This window comes from Symbioplanes lichenis (assembly GCF_030709675.1).
Lineage (GTDB): Bacteria > Actinomycetota > Actinomycetes > Mycobacteriales > Micromonosporaceae > Actinoplanes > Actinoplanes lichenis.
This window is the reverse complement of record NZ_JAUZQD010000005.1, coordinates 161266-186865: the sequence shown is the minus strand read 5'-3', so window position 1 is coordinate 186865 and position 25600 is coordinate 161266. Positions and strand designations below refer to the sequence as shown.

Here is a 25600-nt window from a genome sequence, read left to right as displayed (position 1 = left end):
CTCTGCGCCGAGCGGTGGTCAGTATGCGCCGAGCAGCGCCCCAGCGTGACTGACCTGTACTGTATGCGTCACGCAATCGGGGTCGTCCAGCAGGTGCAGCAGGAAGCCGGTGGGCTCCGCGACATAGCCGGGCGGGGCGTCCGAGTTGAGCAGCAGACCCGACTGCCGCCAGGTGCTCGGCGACACGGTCACGACGGTCCCGGCGAAGCCCGCGGTGATCGGCCGGTGCACGTGACCGGCCATGATCCGGGCGACATTGCCCCGGTCGGCCACGATCTCGCGCAGCTCCTCGCCGTCCAGCAGGCGCATCCCGTCGAGGAAGGGGATGCCGATCGGCAGCGGCGGGTGGTGCAGACCCACCATCACGGGTACGCCCGGCCGCGCCGCCAGCACCCGGTCGAGCCACGCGAGCTGCTCCGGGCCGAGCCGTCCGGCCGGCGAACCGGGAATGAGCGAGTCGAGCCCGACCACCGAGAACCCCGCGTAGTCCACCACGTAGAACGGCTCGCCGCCGAACGCCTTGATCATGGCTTCGCGGTCGTCGTGGTTGCCCGTCGTGAGGTGCAGCGGCAGGGGGAACTCGCCGATGACCTGCTGGAGGGCTTCGTACTCCTCCTCCAGACCGTGGTCGGTGAGGTCGCCGGTGACGACGACACAGTCGGGGCGCGGATCGAGCGCCATGACGCGCGCGAGGGCGAGCTGGAGGCCCGCGGCGGGGCCGTGACCCAGCACGCCGGCGGTGAGGTGGGGGTCGCTGAGCTGAGCGATGAAGGAGGCCATGCCGTCATGATCCGGCGCTGGGGGGTCGGGTCAACCGAACGGTCGTATGCCTGTCACCGACGGTTACAGGACATCGCGCGCTTTCTGTATCACGACTGCGCGTTGCGGCGCCTCTCGATGACCAGCTCAAGTTCCTCGACCAATCGGCGAGGCGACAGCGGCTTCGGCAGGTAGCCGTCGGCCCCGCTGCTCAGCCCGGCGTTGATGTCGTGCAGGTGCGCGTTCGCCGACACCATGAGAACGGCGGCGTTGCTGACCTCGGGGTTGCCGCGCACCAGCCGGCACAGCTCCATGCCGTTCAGCGCGGGCATGCGTACGTCGGTGACGATCCCCACCGGCCGCGCGACCTGCACGATCCGCGCCGCGGTGTGCCCGTCCTTCGCCCCGACCGCCGTGTACCCGGCCCGCTCGAGCGCGAACGTCAGCATGTCCCGCAGATCCGAGTCGTCCTCGGCCACGACGATCAGCTTCTCGTTCATGTTGGTCATGCTCGTGGGGATCGGCCCGGCCGCGGCGTTTCCGAGCCGGACCAAGGTTGCATCCGGGGAGCGAACCCACATATCGATACAGCTAAGAGTCGTGTCCCCGGCTGCCCCTCCCGCCCCGGCGCGGGCAGACTGCACGGATGCTGGGACGCAACTCGAGGCACTTCTGGGGCGTAGTGCTGGAGACACCCGACCCTCTCGCCCTGGCCGAGTTCTACGCCAAGCTCATGGACTGGAAAATCGTCAAGCAGGACCCCGACTTCGTCGCCCTCTCCCCGCTGGGCGACCACATCGAGTACATGGCCTTCCAGCGCTCCCCCGACTACGAGCAGCCCACCTGGCCCAACAAGTCCCACAAGCAGCAGATGATGATGCACCTCGACATCGAGGTCCCCGACCTCCCGGCCGCCGTCCGCGCCGCCACCCGCGCCGGCGCCACCGAGGCCGGCCACCAGCCCCAGGAATCCGTCCGCGTCATGCTCGACCCGGACGGCCACCCCTTCTGCCTCTACGTCGACGCCCCGCTCTGACTTCTTCCTCCCCCAGCCGTTTGCGCGACCTGGCCATCGACGCGCGACGCGGCCCGTTACGCGCGGCGCCTTTTGCACGACCTGGCTCGTCGCGCGCCGGCCCGCCGCGTGACCGGCCTTACTCGGCCTGTCCGGCGGCGACGGCTCGGGCGCGGGCGAGCCAGCGCGGCGGCAGCGGCTGCGGCTCGCCGAATTTCCGCAGGTACGGGCGCCGGTAGCGGGCCTGCTCGGTCTCCTGCCACAGGTCGACGGCTCGCTCCAGCGCTCCCGCCAGCCCGATGGCCGCCGCGGCCACGGGTGAGGCGGCGGCCCGGAGCTGCGGCGTCAGCTCACCGCGCGGGTCCGCCGGAAGCTCCCGGGCCCACGCGAGCGGCGCGATCTTCGACTTGGTGGTCGCCCGATGCGCCTCGACCGCGTCCTCGTAGCGCCGCCGGTGCTCAGCGGTCTCCGCGAGCAGGTCGGGAATCACCACAACACTGTCGGCCAGCGCCTTCGCCGACTCTGCGGGCAACCGGTCCAGCACCGCGAGCGGCTCGTCCGCCGTCCACCCGACCAGGCACCGCCCCTGCTGCGCCGCGATCACGCGTACGAGAAAGTCGGTGTCCTCCAGCGCAACCACCCACGACCCGCCGGCGCGCCCCGAAGGCCCCAGCTTCCACACCGCAACCGACTCCCGCCCGTCGGCATCGGCCCCGACCGCCAGCACGCAGTGGCCCCGCACCCCGGGCACATAATCGACGGAAATCGCGAGCTCGGCATCAAGCTCCGCCTCAACGGTCATGCGGTCCTCACAGTGGTCAGCGAAAGAAAGAAGCCACGCTAGCCACCGCCGCGCCCGGACACAGTGGACACATCAGCCGAACTTCTCCACCCGAAGATCCGAACGCCCCCCGAGCGACCCTCACCACATCGGCCACGGCGCGTTCGCTGTCTCTCGCGAGCAGACGAGCCCCTGCCCGCTCACAAGACGCCACCCGCAGTGCGGTCAGCGGGTTTCTCACTCACCGCCGAGCGCGACCGGACGGTCTAGTCGCATGCACCGCACGGTGGAACCTCCGAGGGCTCGGCGCCCGCCGCGGGAATGACGTGAGGCGAACACACTTCTTGGCCGAGATCAGCGCTGATTCATTCCCGCAGCGCGACCAGGGGCCAGCGGTCAGCGGTCACGCCAAGACAAGGGCGACAGAACGAGAGCTGCCTCTGCGATTCGACGGGCGGTCTCAGTGTGCAGATTCTTACGGCCTGAATCGATCCATCCGTCTACCCGCTTCAAGCCGACATCGCGATATTCCACCGCTTGCAGCAACATCTCCAGCTTGTCCGCGTCTTTTGCGCACCAGGCTTCCAGCGTCTCGCGGGCCTCATACTCGTCGACGGCTCCGCGCACCATTTCACGTGACCGTTCAGGCATTTTTACCGTCTGATCGGCGGTGATGTGACGAGGATCGGGCTTCGTCAAATACGGCGTAGCGGTATGGGGCAGGTCGCCGGTTCTCGTCTCTTGGCTGTCATGCCAGAGCGCGAGGAATGCGGCGCGGTCAGGATCGGCTCCTTCTTCTGCCGCGATCAAGGCGGCCAGTTGAGCGGCACGCATGGTGTGCTCTGCTACCGATTCTGGGTCGCGTACGCCTGCGTGCCACCAGCCGGATCGGCGGATGCGCTTCAACAGGCCGAGTTCGTAGCCGAATTCGGCGAGCCCTTCGGCATCCCCTGACATCTGTGGCCTCCTCTACCGATCAGCAATGCGTACTGCGTACTGGAGCCCTGCGAGCTGGCCGCGCCCGGTGCCTGTCAGCGTGTCGCTGGAGGCGAGCCTATCGAGCACACGAGTGATCGATGCGCGTGCGTTTGGCCGGCCGCTCAGCAAGGAGGGACGCGAGGCCACAAGAGCGTGCAGGGTCGAGAGGTTCAAGGGCAGGTGCGGCGAAGCGGGGTCCAGGCGTTGAAGGAGGTGTTCCAGCATCCGGTGGCCTGTCCACGAACGGGTGTCGGCGCTCAACATGAAGGAGTCGCTTGCTTGTTCGTCGCTCAGCTCTCCTATCCAGTAAGCCCAGTAGTTGAGGTTCGCTCTCTCTTCGGACTGATCTGTCATGTGGTCCACAAAGTCGTGCAGGTGGGTACTGTCGCCCGCCATGGCAAGGGCCACGGAGGCAGAACGAGCCTCCAAGAGCTCCGTGATGTTGCCGCTTGTCGGCCGGCGGCGGCCGGCGCGCGTCCACTCGTTCCTGAGCCAGTCGACCGCTGCTTGTCTGCCGTCGAACCCAAGTAGGTAGACGGCCTGACGGCGGAGCAAAGCCTCATCAGCGTGCTTGGCTCGCTCGGCAACAGTGAGCAGATGGTCGAGGAAGCGGGTGCGCTCTTCGTAGCTGAGCGAGGGCTGGGCGGGTGCAGGGCCACGCCGGGGCGTCCGAGGCACGAACTCCTGCAGGTGCCGTGGCGTCTTGCCGAGGATCGGCCACAGGATCAGGTTGGTGGTTGTCCAGCGATGCACGCTGGCCGCCAAGGGGTGACTGTCCGGATTCACCCATGCATCACCAGCGGTGATTCCCACGGCCAACACTTGATCCGCTTCAATTGCCTCACGCAGGTGACGCCTCGTGGAGGCGGGGGCTCCCATGCGGGACAGGCGTCCGCACAGTTGGAAGAAGTCGCCGGCGCCGATGGCGGGGAGCGGCCGACGTCCGGATTCCCATCCCTGGATGGTGCTGACGTCGACGGCAAGCTCTTCGGCGAATCTCTCTTGCGTCATTGCTGTCGACCGCCGCGCCAGCCGTAGTACGGAGCCCGAGACAAGGCCCGACGCACGTGAACCCTGACTGCCAGTCGGGGTAGCGATTCCGCGTGGCATGAGACCCCTCCCCAAATGCTGGTCTCTTGACTTTTACTCGTACTGGTCGTCAGTTCTACGCCTTTGCGGTTGATCGTACCGTGATTGCATCAAAGGAAAGGGATGTCGCTTGGAGTGCGAGCCGCTGAGGCCGCGCTGGCGGCGGGGGAGTGCCGTGGCGATCTTTTCGAGGAGCTTACGCCAGCCGGCGCGTCACCCAGGGCGAGCCGGTCCGAGCTGATCAACGTCCGGCGCGTGAGTCAAGACCCGCTTCCGTTGGCGAGTTGAAACAGCGCGCCATCGATCCGTTGCATCGGGATTTGACCGGCATCTCTGGTTCCCATATGTGCCCCATCAAAGGAAGGAAGGCCGATGACCCTCGCCTTCGGTGTACGTCAGGCAGTTCCGGCTCAGCCGATGCCGGTCGACATGGCAGCGATCCGGTTCGACCCGGATCGGCAGATCAACATGATCTCGGCCAAGGGTGTGCCTGTCCCCGCGCTGAGGCACTCCACGGGCCGGACGTCCACCAGCACGGTGACGCAGGACAACAAGGGCGGCGCCGACGCCGACCAAGACCAGACCGAGGACTGACCGGCAATGGGCGGGCGGACGGTAGCAGTCTTCACCGGCGATCTCGACGTGACCGCCGATGCGGTGATCATGGAACTGCACCGCCGGGACGTGCCGGTGGTGCGCTGCGACCCTGCTACGTTCCCCGCTGAGATAATGCTAGGTGCCCGCTTCTGCTCCGGCTGGACCGGGCACCTGCGCACCGGGTCACGCACGCTGAACCTGAGCGACGTGGCGTGCGCCTGGTGGCGGCGGCCGACACCGATCACGATCCCAGGCGATGTGCCTGAAGCGACATGGGTGAGGCGAGAAGCCGTCGCTGGGCTGCGGGGTGTGTTGTCGGCGCTACCGTGGCTGAATCACCCGGATGACATCCGGGCGGCGGACCACAAACCGCTGCAACTCGCGGTGGCGGCAGCTGCTGGGTTGCGAGTGCCGGCAACCCTGGTGACCAACGTTCCCGCCGAGGCGCGTGCTTTCGCGGAAGATTGCGGGCCGGTTGTCTATAAGCCCTTCACGGCGGGCATCTTGGACAGTGGTCACGTCATCTATGCCAGCGCTGTCGACCCGCGCACGTTGGATGACTCGATATCCGTCACCGCGCACCTGTTTCAGCAGCAGATCCCGAAGGCGTACGAGCTGCGCGTCACCGCGGTCGATGGTCACCTCTTCACGGCTCGCATTGATGCGACCACCGATAAGGGGCGTACGGATTGGCGGTCGGACTACCACAACTTGCGTTACAGCACGTACGACTTGCCTGTCGACGTCGCCGCGAAGCTGCGGACGGTGCTGCGGCGCCTGCGGTTGCGGTTCGGCGCCTTCGACCTGATCGCGACTCCTGGCGGCGAGTACGTGTTTCTGGAGGTGAACCCGAACGGGCAATGGGCGTGGATCGAAGACGAGACAGGGCTACCGATCGCGTCGGCGCTGGCTGACGCTCTCGAGAAGGAGAAGTGATGACGGATCAGCGGGCGGCTGACGTACGCCGCTATGTGCAGGAGCTGCAGAGCACCGGGCACCTGTCCGATCCTGCGTGGCGTGAGGCGTTCGCTCGGGTGCCCCGGCACTTCTTCCTTCCCGGGTTCTTCGAGCGCCTGCCCGACGGAAAGTGGCAGCCGGTCGGCCCGGCCGACGCCCGGTACTGGGATCAGGTCTACTCCGACACGACCTTGGCCACCCAGCTCGACGGGCACGTGAGCCCCGACCCGGACGCGTGGCCGCTCAGTGGCCAGGCCACATCGAGCTCGACCCAACCGAGCCTGATGGCGCTGATGCTCGACGCCTTGCACCTGCAGGGCACCGAGCGGGTGCTGGAAATCGGCACCGGCACCGGGTACAACGCCGCGCTGCTATGCCACCGCCTGGGAGACGATCACGTGACTACCGTCGAGGTTGACAAGACGGTGAGCGACCTGGCCGCACGACACCTGGTCAATGCCGGCCACCTGCCGACGTTGATCGTGGGAGACGGTGAGCGGGGCTGGCCGGGCGGCGCTCCGTACGACCGGGTGATCGCCACCGTGTCCGTGCCGCGCATCCCGCCGGCTTGGCTGGCCCAAGTGCGCGACGGCGGCAGCATCGTGGCGAGCCTGTGGCGTGACCTCGGCGGCGGCCCGCTTGTGCGCTTGGAGGTTGCCCGCAACACGGCACAAGGCTTCTTTCTGCCGAGCTACGCCGGCTTCATGCCGGTGCGCTCGGCCGGCATCGCCGCGCAACGACTCGGCGCAGCCGTGAAGCAGACCGGCCAGAGCCGCACAGCCACTGTTGCCAGCTCGGTTCTGCATGAACCTGACGCGGGTCTGTGGATCGCGCTTCAGGTACCGGGAGTCACTGGTCTCGGGTTCACGCCCGAGGGCGGCGTGGAGCAACTGTGGCTGTTCGCCGACGATGGATCCTGGGCCATGGTCGAGGATGCCACCGTCCGAGTGGAGCAGTACGGCCCGCGCCGCCTATGGGACGACGTGGAGGCCGCTTACGACCAGTGGGCCGGCGCAGGAAACCCCACCCGTGACCGTCTCGGGCTCACCGTCACCGTGGCTGGAGCACACCGGTTCTGGCTCGACGTTCCCGGCAACCTGCAGTGGGAGGAGCAGCCGGTATCCAGCCACTAGACGTGGCGGGCGGTTAGCAGGCACACGGCCTTCGAAGGCCGGCCTGGCTCACCGTTTGCCACCCCACTCACCCGCTCAGCGCAACCACAACGGGGTCGTCCACTCACCCGCCCAGCGCAACCACCGGAGGTAACCGCAAGCACCGCACCGTGGGGCGTCCGGGGGCTCGGCCCCCGGAGCAGAAATGACGTGAGGCCCATGTCCGCGCTTTCCGCGGACACAGGCCACCGACTCACGTGGAGCTGTGGGGATTTGAACCCCATAGACCCTGCGGCCCGGGGAAACGTGAGCAGTCGGACACATAGATCGTCTGACCTGGCCGGGAGCTTCCGACGCCTGACAGCGTTTGCTGGTGCTGTACGTGCTCTGTTGTGCCGAGCTTGTGCCCGACGATCATGCAGGGCGGGCTTCGGAGGCAGCTCCTCTCCATGCCGGCCTCCTGTTGTAGCCGCGAGCTGGGTCGTTCGACTGCAAGGAGTTGATGTACTCGATCTCGATGCGTCTAACCTCAGCGTCTGATGCAGTGTCGGACTCCCAAAGGATCTCTTTACGGATGACGAAATCACGCCGCTCGTCAGGCGTGAAGTCAGGCTCGATGAGCCTGCTGTCGGCGCTGCCGAAGTAGTTGAGCGTCCCTGTCAGGTCACTGCCGACGTAGATCTTCCCGTTCGGATACGTGATCTTGTAGACGTTCTTCATCCCCCAACCCTCCCCCAAGCGACCGCCAGCCACCTTGCCACACGTCGATGAGCAACGGAGTCCGCGGTTGAACAGGCTCGCCTTGACGCCTGGTGTGCATCGACCCTGTATCTATGGATTCGCGGCAGCACGGTCCGGCTCACACCCATGTGCAGATCAGCCCATTGATCCGGACGGGCTCGGCTTGTTGCGGCCTGGTTCGTTGCTGTACTCCGCTGCTGTACCCCCCACACCTCGCACCCCGGCGCCACAGCTCAGGTCAGAAGAACACGGACGGGGGAATGAATGAATCTCACTCACGGTAGATGCCATGCAACCCCTTCGTTACTGTCACCTTCATGAATCTCCGGGCACCGGCTGTCTCGCTGACGGCCGCCGCCATGCTGTCGCTCTTGGCATGCACGGCCTCCTACGACGAGCGCATGAAGTTCCTGGATGACATGTCCGCCAAGGGCATCACGTATCGGCAACAGCTACAGAATCAGGGCACCGACCCGAGCGAGGACGCCTGCGGAAAGGGCTGGGTGCTACTAAAGGCGTCCATTCCGTCAGACGACAGCGGGTACGTTTCTGATGAATGGCGCGCACAGGCGGAGGAGGCATACGTCAAGAGCTGCCTCACCGGCTCGGCACGGCCGAAGCCCGATCCGTCTGGGGTCGAGGCGGTCACGCCAGTACCTTTCGGGTCGGAGAAGCCCGCGCCATCGACGTCGCGCTAACGCCCCCGGCCATCCCGTCGGCCTTCGTCCACACATCGTGGTGCGGGCAGGGCCTGCCTGGGCAAGGTGGAGCACCCTACGTCTGACCGACCTTGCCCAGGCAGGCCCTGTCTGCTCGGCTTCGCCTGGACGAAGGTTGACGGGATGGCACCACCCATCCCAGAGGTCAGAGACCCCCGCCGGAGGCAGAACCGGCTCACGTACCTCGATCGAACTGAAGCCCTTGGACTGATGCCGGCCTTTCGGCGGTCCAAGGACTTCTTCGTATGTCGCGCCTGCCGCAGGGCTGGAACCGCCGGGTAGGCGCCCAGCGAAGCGGCCGGGCGCCGTGGCCGAGCGGCGCGCGTAGCGCGGCCCTGCTCAGACGGCGCGTGCGGCCTGCGAAGCGGGCCGCCTTGAACCCGTATAGAAAGTTCTCACAAGGAACGCTTCCGCAGGGGAACTTATGAGGATTATTCAGTGCGGCCCGGCCAGGCGTCTGGCCTGTGGGTTCATTATAGTCGTGGGATCGACCCCAGATCATTCCGCCGTTGAGTTCGGCGTCGGGAAAGGCGCCCTTACTCCGGTCCTCCTATGATTGGACCTGCCTCGCTTAGCGGGAACCGCAGCAGACTTAAGGAGATACGATGCCTGAGAAAAACTTCTGGACCGACGACGGATCGGCGCTTAAGGCCGCCCGCCTCCTCCTCGCAGCTATCGATGATGCAGAAGGGCGCGGTCAAGATGATGATGATGAGTTTGAACTCCTGAACCCGATCGAGCAGGGCCGAACACTTGTCGGCTTGGTCGAGCTTTCTATTTACCTGGCATATAAAGCGTACGGTTCGAATGCTCGAAGTGAAATCGCGGGCGTGGCCAGCCTGATTGAGGCAGTAGGAGTTCGGACACCGCCACAGGATTAAGCGAGACTTGTGAGAGTATGTCGCCTGGCGGTAGAAGGCTGAAACCTGCCGCCTCGACTCGCGAACGAAGTAGCAGGCAGGCTTCCGGCTGTCAGGAGCGGTCGAACTGTCACTCGTGGGACAGGACCGCGTAGAGCAGAGAGTCTCTCCACGCGCCATTGGTGTGGACGTGATCCCTGATCCGGCCCTCGTATTGCATCCCTAGACATTCCACAACGGCTATGGAGGCATGGTTGTCAGGTCCGATAGCGGCCGAGATGCGGTGCAGCCCCAACTCGTTGAACCCGAAGTCCACCATCGTGCGCGCCGCATCGGTGGCGTAGCCCTTGCCCCAGTGGTCGGCACCGATGGCGTAGCCCAGCTTCGCGGCTTTCACGCCGTTGAAACCGAGGCGGCAGAAACCGGCGAGTACGCCCTGCACCTCGACGGCGAGGTAGTACTCAGAGCGGGACTCGAGGACGGCGCGCTCAAGAATCCCGTTGAGCATCTGTGCTGCGCCGACTGCGTCTCGGTTTGTCGAAGGACAGCCACTGAGTGACTCGTGTGTCACCGACTACGGACAAAGAAGCGGCCGCGTCGTCCTCCCGGAATTCCCGGAGTCGGACGGCGCGGCCGGCGAGTTCTACAGGGTGCATGACCCCGATCTTGCCCTACCTGGGTAGTGCCTTCAGCGGTGTGGCGGTGAAGTCTTCGATGCGCTCGATGAGGTCCTGGGCGCCACCGGCCAGTCCTGCTCAGCTCACGGCCTGGTGGACCCGCTGAACGGAGTTCACGATGCCGTTGATGCGCTGGGAAGGCTCCAGCGACAGGACTGGGGACAACGCCTCCTCGGCGCCCTCGACGTCGCGAGATGCGATCCGGGCGACGGCCAGGTCTGAGTGTGAGCCTGCCTGGTCGCCGAAGGCCCAAGAGGGCTCGTGGGGGTCGGCATAGGCATTGACCGCGCGGGAGGCATAGCCGATGGCCTGCTCAGTCTCGCTCGGCAGCCACGCAAGAGCATCAGCCGCGTAGTACAGCGTCCGCGGCTGGTTGAACGTGCAGATGCCGCCGAGCTCGTCCATCTCATCCGGTTCGACGTGGCTCCACGCCTCTTCAGCTGCTCGGATGGCGCTGATCGTCTTCTCACCGTTGCCGAGTGCCGCGTAGGCGCGGGCGGCACTGACCGGAAGCCACACCGACGTCGTGCCGTTGCTGCGAAAAGCGAAGTCGCTGCCCATCTCGGCGTACCGGACGGCCTCTGCGTAGCGGCCTGAGCAGTACGCAACGAGGGACTGGAGACCGCGAAGCCAGGCCCGTAGGCCGTTGTGATCGGCCTGGTCGGCGCAGAGGACAGCGGTACGCGCTTGGAGCATCGCCGCATGCGGGTCTGCCAGGTCATGGGACGCTTTGGCGAGAAGGCCGCTGGTCACACTGGCGAGGAAGTGCAACTGACGGGCTTGCTGCGGGCTCTGCCGCCGCTCCAGAAGCGTGAACAAGGTGTCCTGCGTCTCCACGAGGTCCCCGAGCAGCTCGGTCAGAGGCCGCTGCGGGTACGCCAGAGCGAGACGCTGCACGTCGTCTCGTAGCTGGTCAACCGCTTCACGGTCGTACTCTCAGAGGTCAGCAGTGCGAAACGTCGGGCTCGATCGGCTGCCATGGCGAGGATGCTCCTTTCGTTGCCGGTGACGGCAGCACCAATGAGCCGTCGGTAGCCGGCGCGGCTATTCCGGAGTCCAGGACGTATGGGCGAAGCAGATCCTCCAGCGACATGCCGAACATCGTCTGGAGTGCGCGACGAGTGGCAGGGGTAGCCCCTGTAGATCCACGTTCCCCCCGAGCAAGCCGACCGAGGTGCCGTGCGCTGATCGTCGCAGACGTGCAGAAAGCGTTACGGCACGCCAGCCTGCGCACAACGCTGGAGACCTACGTCCACTGGTGGCCGAATAAGAACCGGTGTCGCAACCTCATCGGCTCGGCGCTGGCTGAGGCTAGGATCGGCGGTTCGCGGTGAAGGCCCGTCCGGCTTTGAGCTGTGCCGACTTTGTGCCCAACGAACTCCGGCCAGCGTTTCCGCTGGCCAGAGTGTGTATGGGTGGAGCTGTGGGGATTTGAACCCCAGACCCCCTCGATGCGAACGAGGTGCGCTACCAGACTGCGCCACAGCCCCCCGGCCCCGCAGGACCAGAGATAATCTAACAGGTCCCCGGCACGCCTCGCGAATCGCCTCCCCCCGAGCGCGTCGCACCCCCGCTGACCAGGCAATCAGGCCGAGTAGGAGCCCCCACGCCCGCCCGCCTCGTAGGCGCGGCCTCGAAGACCTCCGGCCCGGCGGTAGGAGACCGAGGCGCCGTTGACGGCGACGGGGAGGTCGTCGTTCGGGTCGCGGTCGAGGCCCATGGCCGTACGGCGGACGGCTTCCTTCTGTGCGGCGAGGCGGCGCTGGGCTTCGCGGCGGGCGGCGGCGCGGCGGGCCTGTTCGCGGCGGACCTCGGCCTGGCGGGCGGCGAGCCAGGCGGCTTCGCGGGCTTCGAAGCGGCGGCGGCGCCGGTCGGCGACGGCGCGGTTGCGCAGGTGCACGAGGTAGACGGCGAGGAGGGTGGCGGTCACCGCGAAGCTGATCCAGAAGCCCGGGCCGACCGCGAGGATGCCCACCAGCTCGATCAGGTTGAGGAGGAGGAGGGCGGCGAAGACGCGGCGGCGGCGGACGACGGCCGGGGTCTGGCGGCGTACGGGTGGACGGCGGCGGGCCGGGCGGCGGGAAGTGACCACCCGCAGCCGGCGCTCGCCGGTCGGCGCGGGTGAGACCGGTGCCGCGGAGACCGGGGCGGTGGCGGCGGGCGTGGATTCACCCGTTAGGGTCCGCGACGTAACCATGTACCGGCGTCCGGGGTTGACCGGTCGGCGTCCGGGCACAGTACGGAGCCGACGGCGGCGCTGCAGCACCCGAGCCGTCGACGACGCCCGCTCCGCCGCGAGGCGCTCGGTGGCGTCGTACCGGCGGACGAGGGCCGGTGCGAGGGCGAGCAACCCGGCGGCGGCGAGGACAGCGAGGAGCACCGAGGTCGGCACCCTCACCCCTCCCGTCAGCCTCTGAGCGTGCCGGGCAGTGGGCACCCGGTCACGAAAAAGTCGCAATCTCCCCGAGATTACGGGCGCGAGCAGCGGATATCGGCGCGGCGCGCCGACATGTCGGTCATCACATGATCAAATCCGGGACTTCCGGACGTGCGGGGCCGGTCAGGTCGCGGCGGTACGCAGCCGGCGCCACCGGGCCAGCAGGCCGCCCTCGGCCGCCACTTCCTCGCTGGTCATCGCGTAGCCGAGATGGTCCCGCCACGCGCCGTCGATGTGCATGTAGCGCGGGTGGTAAGCCTCTTCGCGGAAGCCGAGCTTCTCCACCACGCGGCGGCTGGGCCCGTTCTCGGGGCGGATGTTGACCTCGACCCGGTGCAGCCCGCCCGGCCCGAAGGCGTGGTCGACCGCGAGCGCGAGCGCCGTCGGGATCACCCCGCGGCCCGCGACCCGGGCATCAACCCAATAGCCCACGTACGCCGATGCGAACGCGCGCCGCACGATGCTGCCCAGGTTCAGGTGGCCGACGAGCCGTTCGCCGCCGTTCTCGCGCAGGCACACCGCGAAGGGCATGCTGTCGCCGCGGCCGGCCGCACGTTTCATGTCGCGATAGACGTACAGGTAGGCGCGGGTGGAATTCATCTCGGCCCACGGTCCCGGGGGCGCCGACTCCCAGGGGCTGAGCCACTTCTGGTTGGCGATGCGGACCTCGGACCAGGCCCGGGCGTCACCGCGCCGATAGGGCCGGAGCAGCACGGGCCCGTCGGCCAGGACGGCTGGCCATCCGGGCGTGGACCCCCACATCATCGCCTCCGGTCGAGCAGCATCACGTCCACGGTCGACCCGGCGGCTGCCGCGGTGACCCGCTCGCCGAGCACCAACAGGCCGTTGGCTTCGGCGAGGCCCGACAGAGTGTACGGCCCCCCGGCGAGTGGCTGCACTGTGTAGCCACCGCCGCGCCGCTCAGCGACGTGCGCGGGCCGGAACTCGCGCAGGCCGCCCGGGGACGAGACGGTCTCGAGCAGGTGGGCCTTCACCGCCGGGCGGAAGACCGGTTCGGCCCCCGCGAGCAGCTGGATGATCGGCCACGCGAGCACCTCGAAGCCGATCAGCGCGGCGCCCGGCTCCCCGGGCAGGCACACCACCGGAACTTCCTCGCCGCCGACCGTACCGAATCCGAGGGTCGCCCCGGGGCACAACGCCACATCGGTGAACTCGACCGCGCCGCCCCGGCCGTGGTCGCGCCGCGAGAGCACCCGGCGCAACATGTCGCCCGGGCCCGTACCGGTGCCGCCGGTCGTGATGATCAGATCGGCCCGCAGCGTCTGGTCCTCGAGCAATCCGCGCAGGCTTTCCGGGTCGTCGTCGCAGATCCCGATCCGGTACGCCAGCGCGCCCGCCTCCACCGCGGCGGCCGTCAAAGCGTGCGAGTTCGCGTCGACGATCTGGCCCGGCTGGCTGGGCCGGCCCACGTCGACCAGCTCATCGCCCGTGGCCACGACCACCACCCGGGGACTGGGGCGCACGACGACGTGCCCGATGCCCGACGCGGCGAACACGGCGACCATGGCCGGGGTCACGTACGAGCCGGCCGGCGCCAGCACCCGCCCCACCGGCAGCTCGTCGCCCGCGCGCCGGACGCCGGAGCCGCGCTTCGGGGCGTACATGATCTCGACCGCCGCCATGCCCTGATCCGTCCAGTGCACGGGCACGACGACGTCGGCGCCGAGCGGCAGCGGCGCCCCGGCCGCCACCGAGAAACAGGTCCCCGGGGTGAGCCGCACCGGGCGCCAGCTGGCCGCGCCGAGGTCGCCCACGACGTTGAGGCGCACCGGCCGCGGCCCGGCATCGAACGTCCCGAAGGACGGGTGCGAACCCAGGCGCCCGGCCGCGGCGATGTCCTCCCAGCGGGCGGCGTACCCGTCGATCGCCGCCTGGTCGAAGGCCGGGTAGGGGTGCGGCGCCAGCACGTCGTGCGCGAGCACGTTGCCGTGCGCCTGGGTCAGGTCGAGGTCGAGCGGAGGCAGCGCCCGCAACCTGCGCAGCACGCTGCCCAGGTATTCGGCGAGAGGCATCAGCTCGTTGGCGGCCGCCTCGGGATCGGCCGTGGCCGTCATCCCTTCGCACCGCCGCCGACGAAGTCGGCCAGCCATTCCTTGAACTGCGGACCGAGGTCGGGGCGCTTGACCGCCAGCTCGACGACCGTCTGCAGGTAGCCGAGCGGCATGCCCGTGTCGTAGCGGTGGCCGCGGTAGACGATGCCGTGCACCGGCGTCCCCTCGGCCAGGAGCTGGGCCATCGCGTCGGTCAGCTGGATCTCCCCGCCGCTGCCGGGCTTGGTCTCGGCGATCGCCTCGAAGATCTTCCCCGGCAGCACATAGCGCCCCACGACCGCGAGGTTGCTGGGCGCCTCCTCGGGCGCCGGCTTCTCGACGAGCCCGGTGACCTCGACGATGTCCTCGCCGTGCTCGGAGGGCCGCACCGACGCGATGCCGTAGCGGCTGGTCTCCTCGGGCGCTACCTCGATGAAGGCGAGCACGATGCCCCCGGTCTGCGCCTGCAGGTCGAGCATCTGCGGAAGGAGCGGATTGTCCTCCTCCACGAACTCATCACCCAGCAGTACGGCGAAAGCGTTGTCCCCCACGTGCGAGGCGGCCGTGCCGACCGCGTGCCCGAGTCCGAGCGGCTCGCCCTGCCGGCAGGTGTAGATGTCCGCGAGGTCGCTCGTCCGGCGTACCGCTTCGAGCCGCGCCGTGTCGCCCTTCTCCTCGAGCCGCTGCTCGATGTCGGGCCGGCGGTCGAAGTGGTCGACCATCGACGTCTTGCCCCGGCCGGTCACCAGGAGCACGTCGGTGATCCCGGCGGCCGCGGCCTCCTCGACGATGTACTGGAGCACCGGGCGGTCCACGACCGGCAGCAGTTCCTTGGGCACCGCCTTGGTCGCCGGAAGGAAACGGGTGGCGAGCCCGGCGGCCGGAATGACGGCCTTGACGGCTCGACGGCCAGTCGCCTGCGCCTGCGTGGTCATCTGAGGGTCACCGTTCCTTCGCTCAATTCGTGCCCGGACATGCGGCGAGACTATCGGCCCCGGGCCTGTCTCGGCGGCTGTGGCCCGCCGGACGCGCCCGACGTGGATCCCTGGTGATCGAAATGCCCCTCCGGCACTCCCTCCGAAACCAGCGGATCGGTCACACCACCGGCCGGTAACGGCACCGCCTCAGCCAGTCGATAAGTGTCCCGACCTGCGGCTTTCGCGGCGTAGAGGGCATCATCGGCCGCATCCAGCACCTGCTGGGCGGTATGTCCGTGTTCGGGATAAACGGCGATACCGATCGACACGCTGATCCTCACCCGATCTACGACCGTGCCCTCCCGCGGCGACCGCTCGCCTTCCGCCCGCCCCCGCCGCGGATCGACACCCACCTCCACCCGCCGCGGGTCGATCCGCACCGGAAGATCCCGAACCGCCGCCCCCAGCCGCTCCGCCACGATGACCCCACCGAAGGCGTCGGTCTCCGGCAACAGCACCACGAACTCCTCGCCGCCCTGCCGGAACGCCACGTCCACCTCCCGCAGCCCGGCCCGGATCCGCCGCGCGAACTCCCCGAGCACCACGTCCCCCGCCGCATGCCCGTATGTGTCGTTGACCTGCTTGAAGTGATCGAGGTCGAGCACGAGCACCGTGAGCATCCGCCCGAATCGACTGGCCCGCTCGACCTCCCGCCGCAACGACTCACGCAGGTACCGGTAGTTCCACAGCCCCGTCAGCGGATCGGTCAACGACAGCCGCTGCGCCTCCTCGTGCACCCGCACGTTGTGCACCGCGACGCCCGCCTGCCCGGCGAAGGTCCGCAGCGTCAGCAGATCGGCATCGTCGAACTCGTCCGCACCGAGCCGGTCGTACAGCGCCAGCACCCCGAGCGTCGCCGGCTTCCCCGCCAACGTCACCGGCTCGCCGCCGCCCTCCAGCCCGCCGCCCTCCGGCCCACCGCGCCCAAGGCCACCGTGCTCTGAGCCCTGGCCCTCCGAGCCGCTGCGCCCCACGCCATCGCGCCCCGCACTGTCACGCCCCACGCCATCGCGCCCCACGCCGTCACGCCCCGCACTGTCACGCCCCACGCCATCGCGCCCCACGCCGTCACGCCCCGCACTGTCATGTCCGGGTCTGTCGCTCCCGAAGCTGTTGTCCGCCCCGAGGCTGGTGTCCGCAGGAACGAGCGGATCGCCGACCATCGCGGGCGCGCAGATCGGCACGGCCACGTACGTCCGGCAGACCGGCTCGTCCACCGGCCCTCCCCCGACCCCGCAGACGCCCCGGCTCGGCTCGCCGCTGGCCGCGACCGCACCCAGAACGCCCTGGCCCACCGGCACCCGCAGCGACGGCAGATCCTCCTCGGGCACGTCCCACCGCCCGGTCAGCCCCTCGGCGCACCGGGCCACGAGCCGCCCCTCCGCCTGATCGATGAGCAGCACGACACCCGCCCGCGCGCCGGTCGCCGACAACGCGGTCTGCAGAATCACCTGGAGGATCCGATGCAGGTCATGGGTGCTCGACAGCGTGTCGCCCAGGATCGCCAGGTGACCACGCAACTGGTCCCGGCTGGCAGTCAGCGCCTGCACGTACGCCTGGAGCTCCCGCGTCATCCGGTTGAACGTCCCGGCGAGCTGGCCGATCTCGTCGTCCCGCCCGACCGGAACACGCACCCCGAGTTCGCCGCTCGCCACCTTGCCGGCCGCCCACGCCAGCTTCTCCAGTGGCCGGGTCGTGGACCGCGCCAGCCACCTCGCGGCCGCCACGGCCAGGCCCGCCACGGCCGCCACCCCGGCGGCGAGGGAGATGTAGAGCAGAGTCGGCTGCTTGTCCTCCACGGAGACGGTGAGCGGGAGTGGCTGCCCCGGCTCCATGGTCAGCTGCCGCTCGTACACGTCCTTCTTGCGCGCGACGGCCTGACTCACCCCGGAGCCGAGCCGCACCTCGGCGCCGCTGGTCCCGCCCAGTCGCCGCACCAGGGCGGCGTCGACCCGCTCCAGGGCGACCACGGTGGTGTCGCCCTGGACGGCCTGCGCCACCAGGCCCGAGATCCGCCCGCCTCCCGCCGCGAGGGTGGTGCAGTCGCGCTCCCCCAGCCGGAACTCGCTCGGCGGCGATCCCGACACGCGCACCTCGGAAGCAAGACCGCGCGCCACCATCTGATCGGCGGCGACCCGATGATCGTCGGCCGGCGAGACCGCGACCGCGTCCGCCACCGCCTGGAGCTGCCGGCACATGGCGCCTATCGCCGCCCGTACCGTGGTGACGGCATGATCAAGTCGCTCGGCCGTCCGATCCCGACTGACCGTGGAGACAGTCAGCCCCACGAAGAAGGAGCCGAGGAGCACCGGGCCGAGCACGACCGCCAGAAATGCTGTGGTCAGTCGGCCACGCAGAGTCACAGGTCCTCCCTGAAGTGGCCTTCTCTGGACCGATGCTGACATAGTGCACACCGTTTGACGGTGCTCCTGAGGGGGTGTTGCATGCCGGATTCAGCCCCGGACGCGGGGAACTTCGTCACCAAGAAGTTTGCGCTTCGCACACAACTGCTCGCGGAGCGTGCATCAAAGACGCCCGGTGAGCTGGCCGATGCCGCGCGGGCAGTCCAAGACACGCTCGTCACCGTGCTCACCGCCCTCTCACCTCGCGTCGTGGCCGCCTACGTGCCACTCGGCTCGGAGCCGGGCGGCGCCGACCTGGCTGATGTGCTGCTCCGCGGTGTCGCACCCGAACTCCTCCTTCTTCCGGTCCTCTTGCCTGACGGTGATCTCGACTGGGCCCGCTATAACGGCCCTTCCTCGTTGCGGCCGGGCCGGCTGGGCCTGAGGGAGCCGGCCGGGCCCGGGCTGGGCGTGTTCTCGATCGCCGAGGCCGACATCGTGGTGGTGCCGGCTCTGGCCGTGGACCGGACGGGACTGCGCATGGGCCGGGGCGGCGGCTCCTACGACCGCGCCCTGGCCCGCGTGACACCCGCCGCCCGGACTCTGGCGTTGCTGCACGACGGTGAGCTGCTCGACTCCGTGCCCGCCGAGCCGCACGATCGCCGCGTAGGGGCGGTGATCACTCCCGGGGAGGGGCTCAGTGCGCTGCCGGACTGGACGAAATAAACTCCGATGACGCAGCATTGGCACTCTTGGACGGCGAGTGCCAAGACCCTGAACAGCGACGCGGAGGACCAGTGCCCACGTACCAGTACGCCTGCACCGAGTGTGGAGAGCAGCTCGAGCGGGTGCAGTCTTTCTCGGATCCGGCCCTGACCGAGTGCCCCAACTGCGGCGGCAAGCTCCGCAAGGTCTTCAACTCGGTCGGCATCGTCTTCAAGGGCTCCGGCTTCTATCGGAACGACTCCCGCTCCGGCTCCGTGAGCGCCGAGAAGTCGTCGTCCTCGGACAGCAAGTCCTCGGACACCAAGTCGGACTCGTCCGCGAGCTCGACCACCAGCTCGTCGTCATCGGCGTCTTCCTCCTCGTCCTCGACCTCGTCGACCTCGTCGACCACCCCGTCGACGACCTCGGCGTCGTCGACCTCCTGACCGCTGTGGGCCGCGGGCAGGTCACCCTGCCCGCGCCGACCGCCTGAGGCCTGACCAGTACGTGAACATCGCGCACCGGTCGTCCGTGAAGCGGGCGGCGCATCAGTTCTACCGCCCCGGTCCGACAAGATCCGGAGTTATCCACAGGGCGCCGTTGTCCACAGGGGCTCCTCCCCCGACAACGAGAAACGCCTACCTTTCGGCGCGTGCTCACACCGCGACGAAACTCAGATCCCGCGCTCAGACCCGTCCGCTGGTCCCGCCCCCGGGCCACTTCACCGTGGCGCCTGATCGTGGTGGCGGCTCTGCTGACAATGGCGGCTCTGCTGGTGTGGTCCGGGCCGGCTTCCTGCCCGTCCAGCCTGGCGCCCCACGACAACCGGCCGCCAATGGTCACCGCTCCGCAAGATCGCCTGCTGCCCGTCGCCGCTCTAGACGATGTCCCGACGAGCAGCGCCGCTTCGGACGATCTTCTGACCAGCAGCGCCGCTCCGAACGACCTCCTGACGAGTGGCGCCGCTCCGCCGGGCGGCATTGCGCCGGGCAGATCTCCGTCGGCGAGAAGATCGAGGGGCTTGGCGCCGGAGGGCTTGGGTGCGCGTCCGGCTGAATCCGAGGTCGCGCCTCTCGGTCGCTGCGGACGCGCCTACGCCGACAGCTCAGCCCCGAGTCGAGCCGCCGTTCCCGTTCAAGTGAGGGCCACCGCGCCGCCAGGCGCCCGCCCCCGAGCGGTTGCCATAGCCCCGGAGAACTCCGACACATCGCCTTCGTGCGGCTCATCGCGCCACAGACCACCACCCGATCGGATGCCCTCTTGTGGGAGCGACGTGTTCCTGTGGGGCGGGCGGGTGTCCCCCGTACGAGAGCCGGCGCTCTGGAAGGTGGGCGATACGAAAGAGCCCGCGCAACCTTCGGCAAGCTCGCTGGGAGGCGGCTCACGAAAAGGCGGCGCGGGCGGGCCGGGGTCAGCCCCAGTGCGGCGGGCGGTCCTCGAGGAGGCGATCGTCGTTCGAGTCCTCGCTGCTGCGGTAGCCCCAGCCCCGGTCGGTGTCGTCACGGGTCTGGTCGGCCAGGATCGGCGTGTCTTCGGTTTCGAAATCGACCGTGCGCTCGGCGTCGGCGTCACGGTCGGGCTGGTCGAGGATGTCCACGCTATGAGGGTAGGCCGCGTCGCGCGCGCTGTCGGCACCCGTGGGATGTAGCGTCGATGAACGTGAGCACCCCCACCGGATCAGATGACGACGCGTACTGGAAGCGGCCCGAGTCCGGTGCGGATGGGTTCGGTGAGCGGCCGGCGCCGGAGCCGGAGCAACGTCCCGCCTACGATGGCCCGCCCCGGCCCGCTCCCGCGTCGCCCCACTGGCGGCCGCCCGTCGTGTCCCACCCGCCGCCGCCCCGGTCGATGCCCGCCCAGGACGCGCGAGCCCTGGACGAGGCGGAGGGCAGTGCACGCACGATGACGTACGGCGTGGGCCTCGTGGCCGGGGCCGTCGCCATCATCCTCATGTGCCTGCTCTGCGCCCGCATCATCTTCTGACCGCGAGCCGCCCCGCCGCGCGGATCCCACGACCCGCACGGACCCCGGCGGCCACCCCGCCCGGGACGCACCGCGAGCTGAGCCGCCCGGCCGGCCAGGACGGACCGCGAGCTGAGCCATCACGTCCCGGCCGCCACCCCGGCCGGGACGTGCCGCGAGGTCAGCTGCCCCAGACCGCCTGAGCGCCCGTGTCCCCGGTCATGAACACGAAATACCCCGCCGTGGCGGCCAGCACGACCATGACCACAGCGAACGCGATGTCGCCGATCAGCGGCAGGCGCCTGGTCGGCCTGCGCAGCGTCAGAATGGCCATGACCAGGGTCACCACACCGAGGGCGATCGCCAGGATGAGCGTCAGCCGCCCGTAGCCCATGTGGTCGTCGATCTTCTCCAGCGCCGGGCCCTGCATGCCCATGCCGACGAGGCGGTCCCGCAGCTCGCCGCCCGAGGCCACGGCCGCATAGGTGGACAGCGGCGCCACGACGGCCAGGAAGATGGCGGCCCAGCCCAGCTTTGATCGCCAGCGGGGCACGAGCGCGTAGACGATCGCCGCCAGCGCCAGCAGCGGCACGAAGACGACGGCGGCGTGCAGCACGAGCGCGTGCACCGGCAGGCCGTTTATCTGGTCGAACACGGTCATCCTCCTAGGTTCCAGGGGCGGATTTATGTTGACGACGCAACCTTCCCCTGGTTGCGCTTACGCGCGTTCGGGCGATCTGGTTCACCGGTACGACGGACGTTGTCCGAAGCGTGCCCCAACCGCGCCGACGGCGTGCGCCGAACGCGCAGCGGGAGTCCGTACGCGACCGAAAACGGACACCGCCCGGGGCGCCCGAGCCGACCCGGGCACTCGGGGACGGGCGGCGATCACGGACCGTTCGGTGATCATGAGGTTGAACCGTCACGTTTCACGTGTTGTCATGGACTGATGACGCCGGAGGAGTTGCTGCGCGGCCAGGGGTTGCGGGTGACCCGGCCCCGGCTCGCCGTGCTGGACGTACTGACTCAGGGTGGTCATCTTGAGGTCGAGGAGATCACCCGGCAGGTCCGCGAGCGGCTCGACTCGGTGTCGACCCAGGCGGTGTACGACGTTCTCGGCGCCCTGTCGCGGGCCGGTCTCGCCCGGCGGATCGAGCCGGCGGGCAGCCCGGCCCGGTTCGAGGCGCGGGTCGGCGACAACCATCATCACATCGTGTGCCGCAGCTGCGGAACGATCGAGGACATCGACTGCGTCGTCGGTGAGCGGCCCTGTCTGCGCCCGAGCGACGGGCACGGCTTCCAGGTGGACGAGGCCGAGGTCACCTTCTGGGGTCTCTGCCCGGCCTGCCAGCGCAAACGCTTCGAGGACTGATCCGCCCGGCGGCGTGGCACGCTTGGATGATGGACAGCTCCCGCGACAACGGGCTCTTCGGTCCCGGCTCGGTCACCTGGAAGGTCCACCAGGAGCCGATCGTCACCGTCGGCGGCCTCCGCTCGCTTTATCTGCAGGCTCTGCACCCGCGCGCCGTGGCGGGCGTGGCGCAGAATTCCGGCTACCGCGCCGACCCGTGGGGCCGCTTCGAGCGCACGTCGGCCTTCGTGCAGACCGTTCTGTACGGCACCCGGGCCGAGGTGGAGCAGGCAGCGTCGAGGATCCGGCGCCTGCACGCCCGCATGACCGCGACCGACCCGCGTACGGGTGAAGTCTTCCGCATCGACGAGCCGGAGCTGCTGCTCTGGGTTCACGTCGCCGAGGTCGAGTCCTTCCTGACCACCGCCCGTCGCGCCGGCCTCGAGCTGACGGACGACGAGGTCGACGCCTACTACACCGAGCAGCTCCGGGCCGCCGAGCTGATGGGGCTCGACCCCGCCACGGTGCCCGCGACCGCCGCCGAGGTGGCCGACTATTACGAACGCATGCAGCCGGAGCTCGGAATGACCCGGGACAGCGCCGAGACGGCCGTCTTCCTGACGGTCCCGCCGGTGCCCGCCTCGTTCGGCTCCCTGCCGCTGCGGCTCAGCCTGTCGCTGGGCCCGGCCCGCTGGGCTTACCTCGGCGTCGCCGGCACGGCGGTCGCCCTCCTGCCACCCTGGGCCCGCAAGATGTACGGCGGCCTCGGCTGGCCGACCACGGACCGCTCGGCGGATCTCTCCGTACGCGGCCTGCGCCTGCTCATGCGCGCAGCCCTCGCCGCCGCCCCGGCCGAATACCGCATGGCCCCGATGCGCCGAGCCGCCCTCGAACGCGCCGGCCTGGCCACCGCCGCCTGACCACCGATCAGAGCGCCGGCCTGACCACCGCCGCCTGACCACCGATCAGAGCGCCGGCCTGGCCACCGCCGCCTGACCAGCGATCAGGCCGCCGGCCTGGCCGCCGCCGCTTGACCACCGATCAGGGCGCCGGCCGCTCCAAGTGCTCGACCGCCGCCCACGGCTCCTTCGCCACCGCCTCGCGGCCGGCCGGGCACGACTTCCGGAAATCGCACCAGCCGCACAGCGACCCCGGATTGGTCGGGAACTCGTCATCGGGATCGGCGCCCGCCGCCACCGCCTTCTCGGCGGCCATGATGTCGCGGGCGGTGTCCTCGGCTCGGCGAACCTGCCGCTCCAGGCTCTCGTCGGTGTGCTCGTGGGCCGCGACCGTGCCGCTCGGCAGGTGGTGCAGCTCGACGCGGCGGCACGGGCGGCGGAAGACGCGCTGGGCGGCATAGGCATAGAGCGCCAGAGCCTGGGAGCCTCGGGCGTCGTCGGGGCTCAGCCCGCTGCGGCCGGTCTTGTAGTCGACGATGACCGCCTCGCCGTCGCGGCCGTCGATGCGGTCGGCGCGGCCGTTGAGGGCGAGGACGGAGGTCTTGGTGGCGACCACGCGCTCGACGCCCAGCGGCTCCTCGGCCGGGTCGAGGCCGGCGACATAGGTGTCGAGCCAGTCGAGCGCCTTGCGGTAGGCGATCCGCTCCTGGTCGACATCGCGGTAGCCCTCGCGGACCCAGGTGGCCTTGAGGAGCTTGGGCAGCTCGGCGTCGGCACGGCGGGCGGCCGGAACCGCGTACCAGTTCTTGAGGGCCGTGTGCACGCTGGCGCCCAGCGAGTTGTGCGCCCAGGGCGGGCCCTTGGGCGGCGACGGGCGGTCGACATAGGCGTAGCGGTAGCGCCTCGGGCAGTCGGCATAGCTGCCGAGCTTGCTCGGCGTGCAGACGAAGAGGCGCTCGGGCATGCCGTCGAAACCCAGCTGCTCGGGCACGACGGCCGATCGGGGGGAGGTCCTGGGCACCCTTGAATCCTGCCAGCACCCCACGACAAAAACCTCAGCCCGCCGAGTACATCTCCACGAAAGCATCAGTGGCGTCCGCCACCAGTTGCACGGCGATCGCGGCGAGCAGCAGGCCGGCGATGCGGGTCAGGACCTCGATGCCCGCGGGCCGCAGCAGCCGGACGAGCGCGCCGGAGAAGCGCAGGACCAGCCACACGGTCGCCATCACGGCGAGGATGCCGAGCCCGATGACGGAGTAGTCGGCGAAGCCGTCCGCCCGCTGCACGAACAGCATGGTGGCGACGATCGCGCCGGGACCGGCCAGCAGCGGGGTGCCGATCGGGACGAGGGCGACGTTGGTCGTGCCGCCCTGCTCGGACGGCTCGTCGGTCTTGCCCGTGAGCAGCTGCAACGCCACCAGCAGGAGGAGCAGGCCGCCCGCGCCCTGCAGGGCCGGGAGCTGCACGTGCAGATAGTCGAGGAGCGTCTGACCGGCGACCGCGAAGATCACGATCACGCCCAGCGCGAGCAGCACGGCCTGGGTGCCGGCGCGGGTGCGCTCCTTGGCGGGCAGGGTGCCGGTCAGCGCCAGGAAGACGGGCACCATGCCGGGCGGGTCGACGATCACCAGCAAGGTCACGAAGAACTCGCCGAACAGCTTGAGATCCACGCGAACAACCTAGGGCGCGACGCTTCCGCGCGCCCTGAACTGCGAGGACCGTCACCCCAGGACGGGCACCCCGGTCGCGGCGGCGGCGATTTTCGCGTACGCGGCGAAGTCTGTCGTGAACGCACCCAGCTGGACCGATTTGTGCGTGCCGTGGAAGTCGGACGATCCGGTGACGATCAACCCGAGCCCCTCGGCGAGGGTGCGCACGTGCGCGCGCTGCTCGGGCGAGTGGTCCTCGTGGTCGGCCTCTAGTCCGAAAAGGCCCGCTTCGGCCAGCTCGACGAGCAGCCGGTCCGGCACGACGCGCCCCCGCACCGTCGCGTTGGGGTGAGCGAAGACACTGACGCCGCCCGCCGCGGTGACCGCCTGCACGGCTTCGAAAACATCAAGATCCGATTTAGGTACGTAGTAACGGGCGCCCAGCCATCGCGACGCGAACGCCTCGCTGGTCGTCCGGGCCAGTCCCGCCCTGATCAGGGCCTGCGCGATGTGGGGCCGCCCGACCGACCCGCCCGCGGCGTAGTCCCGCACCTCGGGCCAGCTGATGTCCACGCCGTCCGCGCGCAGCAGCTCGACGATCCGCTCGGCCCGGTGCTCGCGGTCGTCCCGCAGGCGTGCCATGTCGGCGGCCAGCCGCGGCTCGGCGGGATCGAAGAGGTACGCCAGCAGGTGCAGCGAGATCGCCGGCTCGGCGCCGTGCCAGCGACAGGACAGCTCCGCCCCGCGTACGAGCGTGAGTCCCGCGGGCCGAGCAGCCGCCGCATCTTCCCACCCGCCCGTCGTGTCGTGGTCGGTGATGGCCATCACGTCGAGCCCTGCCGCCGCCCCCGCACGCACCAACTCGGACGGGGTCAGCGTGCCGTCGCTCGCGGTCGAGTGACAGTGCAGGTCGATTCTGGTCACCCGACGACGTTACCGGGC

The 25600-nt window shown here is 69.2% G+C and carries 29 protein-coding genes and 1 tRNA gene; 11 read left to right on the top strand and 19 right to left on the bottom strand.

Annotation, left to right across the window (positions count from 1 at the left end):
- Positions 1-18: 18 nt before the first annotated feature.
- Entirely contained in the window at positions 19-780 is a 762-nt protein-coding gene (locus tag RAN62_RS13765; RefSeq protein ID WP_305784983.1) for a phosphodiesterase, read from the bottom strand.
- An 89-nt stretch (positions 781-869) separates the two neighbouring features.
- On the bottom strand, positions 870-1259 hold the full coding sequence (locus tag RAN62_RS13760) for a response regulator transcription factor (protein WP_305784982.1): 390 nt from the start codon (positions 1257-1259) through the stop codon (positions 870-872).
- Between the two features lie 146 nt (positions 1260-1405).
- Here RAN62_RS13760 and RAN62_RS13755 point away from each other — a divergent pair, with 146 nt between their 5' ends.
- Positions 1406-1795: a VOC family protein gene (locus RAN62_RS13755; protein ID WP_305784981.1), complete on the top strand. Its 390-nt coding sequence runs from the start codon at positions 1406-1408 to the stop codon at positions 1793-1795.
- A gap of 118 nt (positions 1796-1913) precedes the next feature.
- On the opposite strand, the gene RAN62_RS13750 is transcribed toward RAN62_RS13755, so the two are convergent.
- The 3 genes from RAN62_RS13750 to RAN62_RS13740 form a co-directional block, all read right to left on the bottom strand.
- Positions 1914-2576: a DUF6218 family protein gene (locus RAN62_RS13750; RefSeq protein ID WP_305784980.1), complete on the bottom strand. Its 663-nt coding sequence runs from the start codon at positions 2574-2576 to the stop codon at positions 1914-1916.
- A gap of 375 nt (positions 2577-2951) precedes the next feature.
- A complete protein-coding gene (locus RAN62_RS13745; RefSeq protein WP_305784979.1) occupies positions 2952-3512 on the bottom strand; it encodes an HD domain-containing protein in 561 nt (186 codons plus the stop codon).
- A 12-nt stretch (positions 3513-3524) separates the two neighbouring features.
- Positions 3525-4544, bottom strand: a complete 1020-nt coding sequence (locus tag RAN62_RS13740; RefSeq protein WP_305784978.1) for a helix-turn-helix domain-containing protein — start codon at positions 4542-4544, stop codon at positions 3525-3527.
- Between the two features lie 450 nt (positions 4545-4994).
- On the opposite strand from RAN62_RS13740, the gene tgmA reads away from it, so the two are divergent.
- From tgmA to tgmC, 3 genes are read left to right on the top strand one after another with little or no spacing between them, the layout of a single operon-like run.
- Positions 4995-5216: a putative ATP-grasp-modified RiPP gene (tgmA, locus tag RAN62_RS13735; RefSeq protein ID WP_305784977.1), complete on the top strand. Its 222-nt coding sequence runs from the start codon at positions 4995-4997 to the stop codon at positions 5214-5216.
- Between the two features lie 6 nt (positions 5217-5222).
- A complete protein-coding gene (gene tgmB, locus RAN62_RS13730) occupies positions 5223-6155 on the top strand; it encodes an ATP-grasp ribosomal peptide maturase (protein WP_305784976.1) in 933 nt (310 codons plus the stop codon).
- Complete coding sequence (gene tgmC / locus RAN62_RS13725) at positions 6155-7309, top strand: ATP-grasp peptide maturase system methyltransferase (RefSeq protein ID WP_305784975.1); 1155 nt, start codon at positions 6155-6157, stop codon at positions 7307-7309. Before tgmB ends, tgmC begins: the two co-directional genes overlap by 1 nt.
- 393 nt (positions 7310-7702) lie before the next feature.
- Here the strand turns inward: tgmC and RAN62_RS13720 are convergent, their stop codons facing one another.
- Entirely contained in the window at positions 7703-8008 is a 306-nt protein-coding gene (locus RAN62_RS13720; protein WP_305784974.1) for a GIY-YIG nuclease family protein, read from the bottom strand.
- A 338-nt stretch (positions 8009-8346) separates the two neighbouring features.
- Here RAN62_RS13720 and RAN62_RS13715 point away from each other — a divergent pair, with 338 nt between their 5' ends.
- Both RAN62_RS13715 and RAN62_RS13710 read left to right on the top strand, forming a co-directional pair.
- On the top strand, positions 8347-8727 hold the full coding sequence (locus RAN62_RS13715; RefSeq protein ID WP_305784973.1) for a hypothetical protein: 381 nt from the start codon (positions 8347-8349) through the stop codon (positions 8725-8727).
- 626 nt (positions 8728-9353) lie between these two features.
- Entirely contained in the window at positions 9354-9629 is a 276-nt protein-coding gene (locus RAN62_RS13710; protein ID WP_305784972.1) for a hypothetical protein, read from the top strand.
- A gap of 109 nt (positions 9630-9738) precedes the next feature.
- Here the strand turns inward: RAN62_RS13710 and RAN62_RS13705 are convergent, their stop codons facing one another.
- From RAN62_RS13705 to RAN62_RS13670, 8 genes are all read right to left on the bottom strand, one after another.
- Positions 9739-10116, bottom strand: a complete 378-nt coding sequence (locus tag RAN62_RS13705; RefSeq protein ID WP_305784971.1) for a GNAT family N-acetyltransferase — start codon at positions 10114-10116, stop codon at positions 9739-9741.
- A gap of 247 nt (positions 10117-10363) precedes the next feature.
- Complete coding sequence (locus RAN62_RS13700; protein WP_305784970.1) at positions 10364-11182, bottom strand: NsdA family TPR-like regulatory protein; 819 nt, start codon at positions 11180-11182, stop codon at positions 10364-10366.
- A gap of 519 nt (positions 11183-11701) precedes the next feature.
- Positions 11702-11775: transfer RNA gene (locus tag RAN62_RS13695), tRNA-Ala, on the bottom strand.
- A 95-nt stretch (positions 11776-11870) separates the two neighbouring features.
- Positions 11871-12683 carry a divisome protein SepX/GlpR gene (gene sepX, locus RAN62_RS13690; protein ID WP_305784969.1) on the bottom strand — a complete coding sequence of 271 codons (813 nt, stop codon included), beginning with the start codon at positions 12681-12683 and terminating at the stop codon, positions 11871-11873.
- Between the two features lie 162 nt (positions 12684-12845).
- Positions 12846-13484, bottom strand: a complete 639-nt coding sequence (locus tag RAN62_RS13685; protein ID WP_305785292.1) for a GNAT family N-acetyltransferase — start codon at positions 13482-13484, stop codon at positions 12846-12848.
- Complete coding sequence (locus RAN62_RS13680) at positions 13484-14797, bottom strand: molybdopterin molybdotransferase MoeA (RefSeq protein WP_305784968.1); 1314 nt, start codon at positions 14795-14797, stop codon at positions 13484-13486. The genes RAN62_RS13685 and RAN62_RS13680 overlap by 1 nt, the downstream gene beginning before the upstream one ends.
- Entirely contained in the window at positions 14794-15708 is a 915-nt protein-coding gene (locus RAN62_RS13675) for a UTP--glucose-1-phosphate uridylyltransferase (protein WP_305784967.1), read from the bottom strand. Before RAN62_RS13675 ends, RAN62_RS13680 begins: the two co-directional genes overlap by 4 nt.
- A gap of 50 nt (positions 15709-15758) precedes the next feature.
- Positions 15759-18113, bottom strand: coding sequence for a diguanylate cyclase (locus RAN62_RS13670; RefSeq protein WP_305784966.1), 2355 nt, complete (start codon positions 18111-18113; stop codon positions 15759-15761).
- An 81-nt stretch (positions 18114-18194) separates the two neighbouring features.
- Here RAN62_RS13670 and RAN62_RS13665 point away from each other — a divergent pair, with 81 nt between their 5' ends.
- Together RAN62_RS13665 and RAN62_RS13660 are read left to right on the top strand one after the other, a co-directional pair.
- Entirely contained in the window at positions 18195-18818 is a 624-nt protein-coding gene (locus tag RAN62_RS13665; RefSeq protein ID WP_305784965.1) for a 5-formyltetrahydrofolate cyclo-ligase, read from the top strand.
- A 71-nt stretch (positions 18819-18889) separates the two neighbouring features.
- On the top strand, positions 18890-19243 hold the full coding sequence (locus RAN62_RS13660) for an FmdB family zinc ribbon protein (protein ID WP_305784964.1): 354 nt from the start codon (positions 18890-18892) through the stop codon (positions 19241-19243).
- Positions 19244-20208: 965 nt separating this feature from the next.
- Here the strand turns inward: RAN62_RS13660 and RAN62_RS13655 are convergent.
- Positions 20209-20394, bottom strand: a complete 186-nt coding sequence (locus RAN62_RS13655) for a hypothetical protein (protein WP_305784963.1) — start codon at positions 20392-20394, stop codon at positions 20209-20211.
- A 56-nt stretch (positions 20395-20450) separates the two neighbouring features.
- On the opposite strand from RAN62_RS13655, the gene RAN62_RS13650 reads away from it, so the two are divergent.
- A complete protein-coding gene (locus RAN62_RS13650) occupies positions 20451-20780 on the top strand; it encodes a translation initiation factor 2 (RefSeq protein ID WP_305784962.1) in 330 nt (109 codons plus the stop codon).
- A gap of 160 nt (positions 20781-20940) precedes the next feature.
- On the opposite strand, the gene RAN62_RS13645 is transcribed toward RAN62_RS13650, so the two are convergent.
- The gene (locus RAN62_RS13645; RefSeq protein WP_305784961.1) at positions 20941-21414 is read right to left on the bottom strand and encodes a DUF2231 domain-containing protein; all 474 of its coding nucleotides are present in this window, start codon (positions 21412-21414) and stop codon (positions 20941-20943) included.
- A gap of 291 nt (positions 21415-21705) precedes the next feature.
- Between RAN62_RS13645 and RAN62_RS13640 the strand changes: the two genes are divergently transcribed.
- Positions 21706-22131 (top strand): Fur family transcriptional regulator, encoded by a 426-nt coding sequence (locus RAN62_RS13640; RefSeq protein ID WP_305785291.1) that lies wholly within the window; start codon positions 21706-21708, stop codon positions 22129-22131.
- A 29-nt stretch (positions 22132-22160) separates the two neighbouring features.
- Entirely contained in the window at positions 22161-23030 is an 870-nt protein-coding gene (locus RAN62_RS13635; protein ID WP_305784960.1) for an oxygenase MpaB family protein, read from the top strand.
- A gap of 121 nt (positions 23031-23151) precedes the next feature.
- Here the strand turns inward: RAN62_RS13635 and RAN62_RS13630 are convergent, their stop codons facing one another.
- From RAN62_RS13630 to RAN62_RS13620, 3 genes are all read right to left on the bottom strand, one after another.
- Entirely contained in the window at positions 23152-23973 is an 822-nt protein-coding gene (locus tag RAN62_RS13630) for a RecB family exonuclease (RefSeq protein ID WP_305785290.1), read from the bottom strand.
- Positions 23974-24064: 91 nt separating this feature from the next.
- A complete protein-coding gene (locus RAN62_RS13625) occupies positions 24065-24679 on the bottom strand; it encodes a MarC family protein (RefSeq protein ID WP_305784959.1) in 615 nt (204 codons plus the stop codon).
- 51 nt (positions 24680-24730) lie between these two features.
- A complete protein-coding gene (locus RAN62_RS13620) occupies positions 24731-25582 on the bottom strand; it encodes a PHP domain-containing protein (protein ID WP_305784958.1) in 852 nt (283 codons plus the stop codon).
- Between the last annotated feature and the right edge of the window lie 18 nt (positions 25583-25600).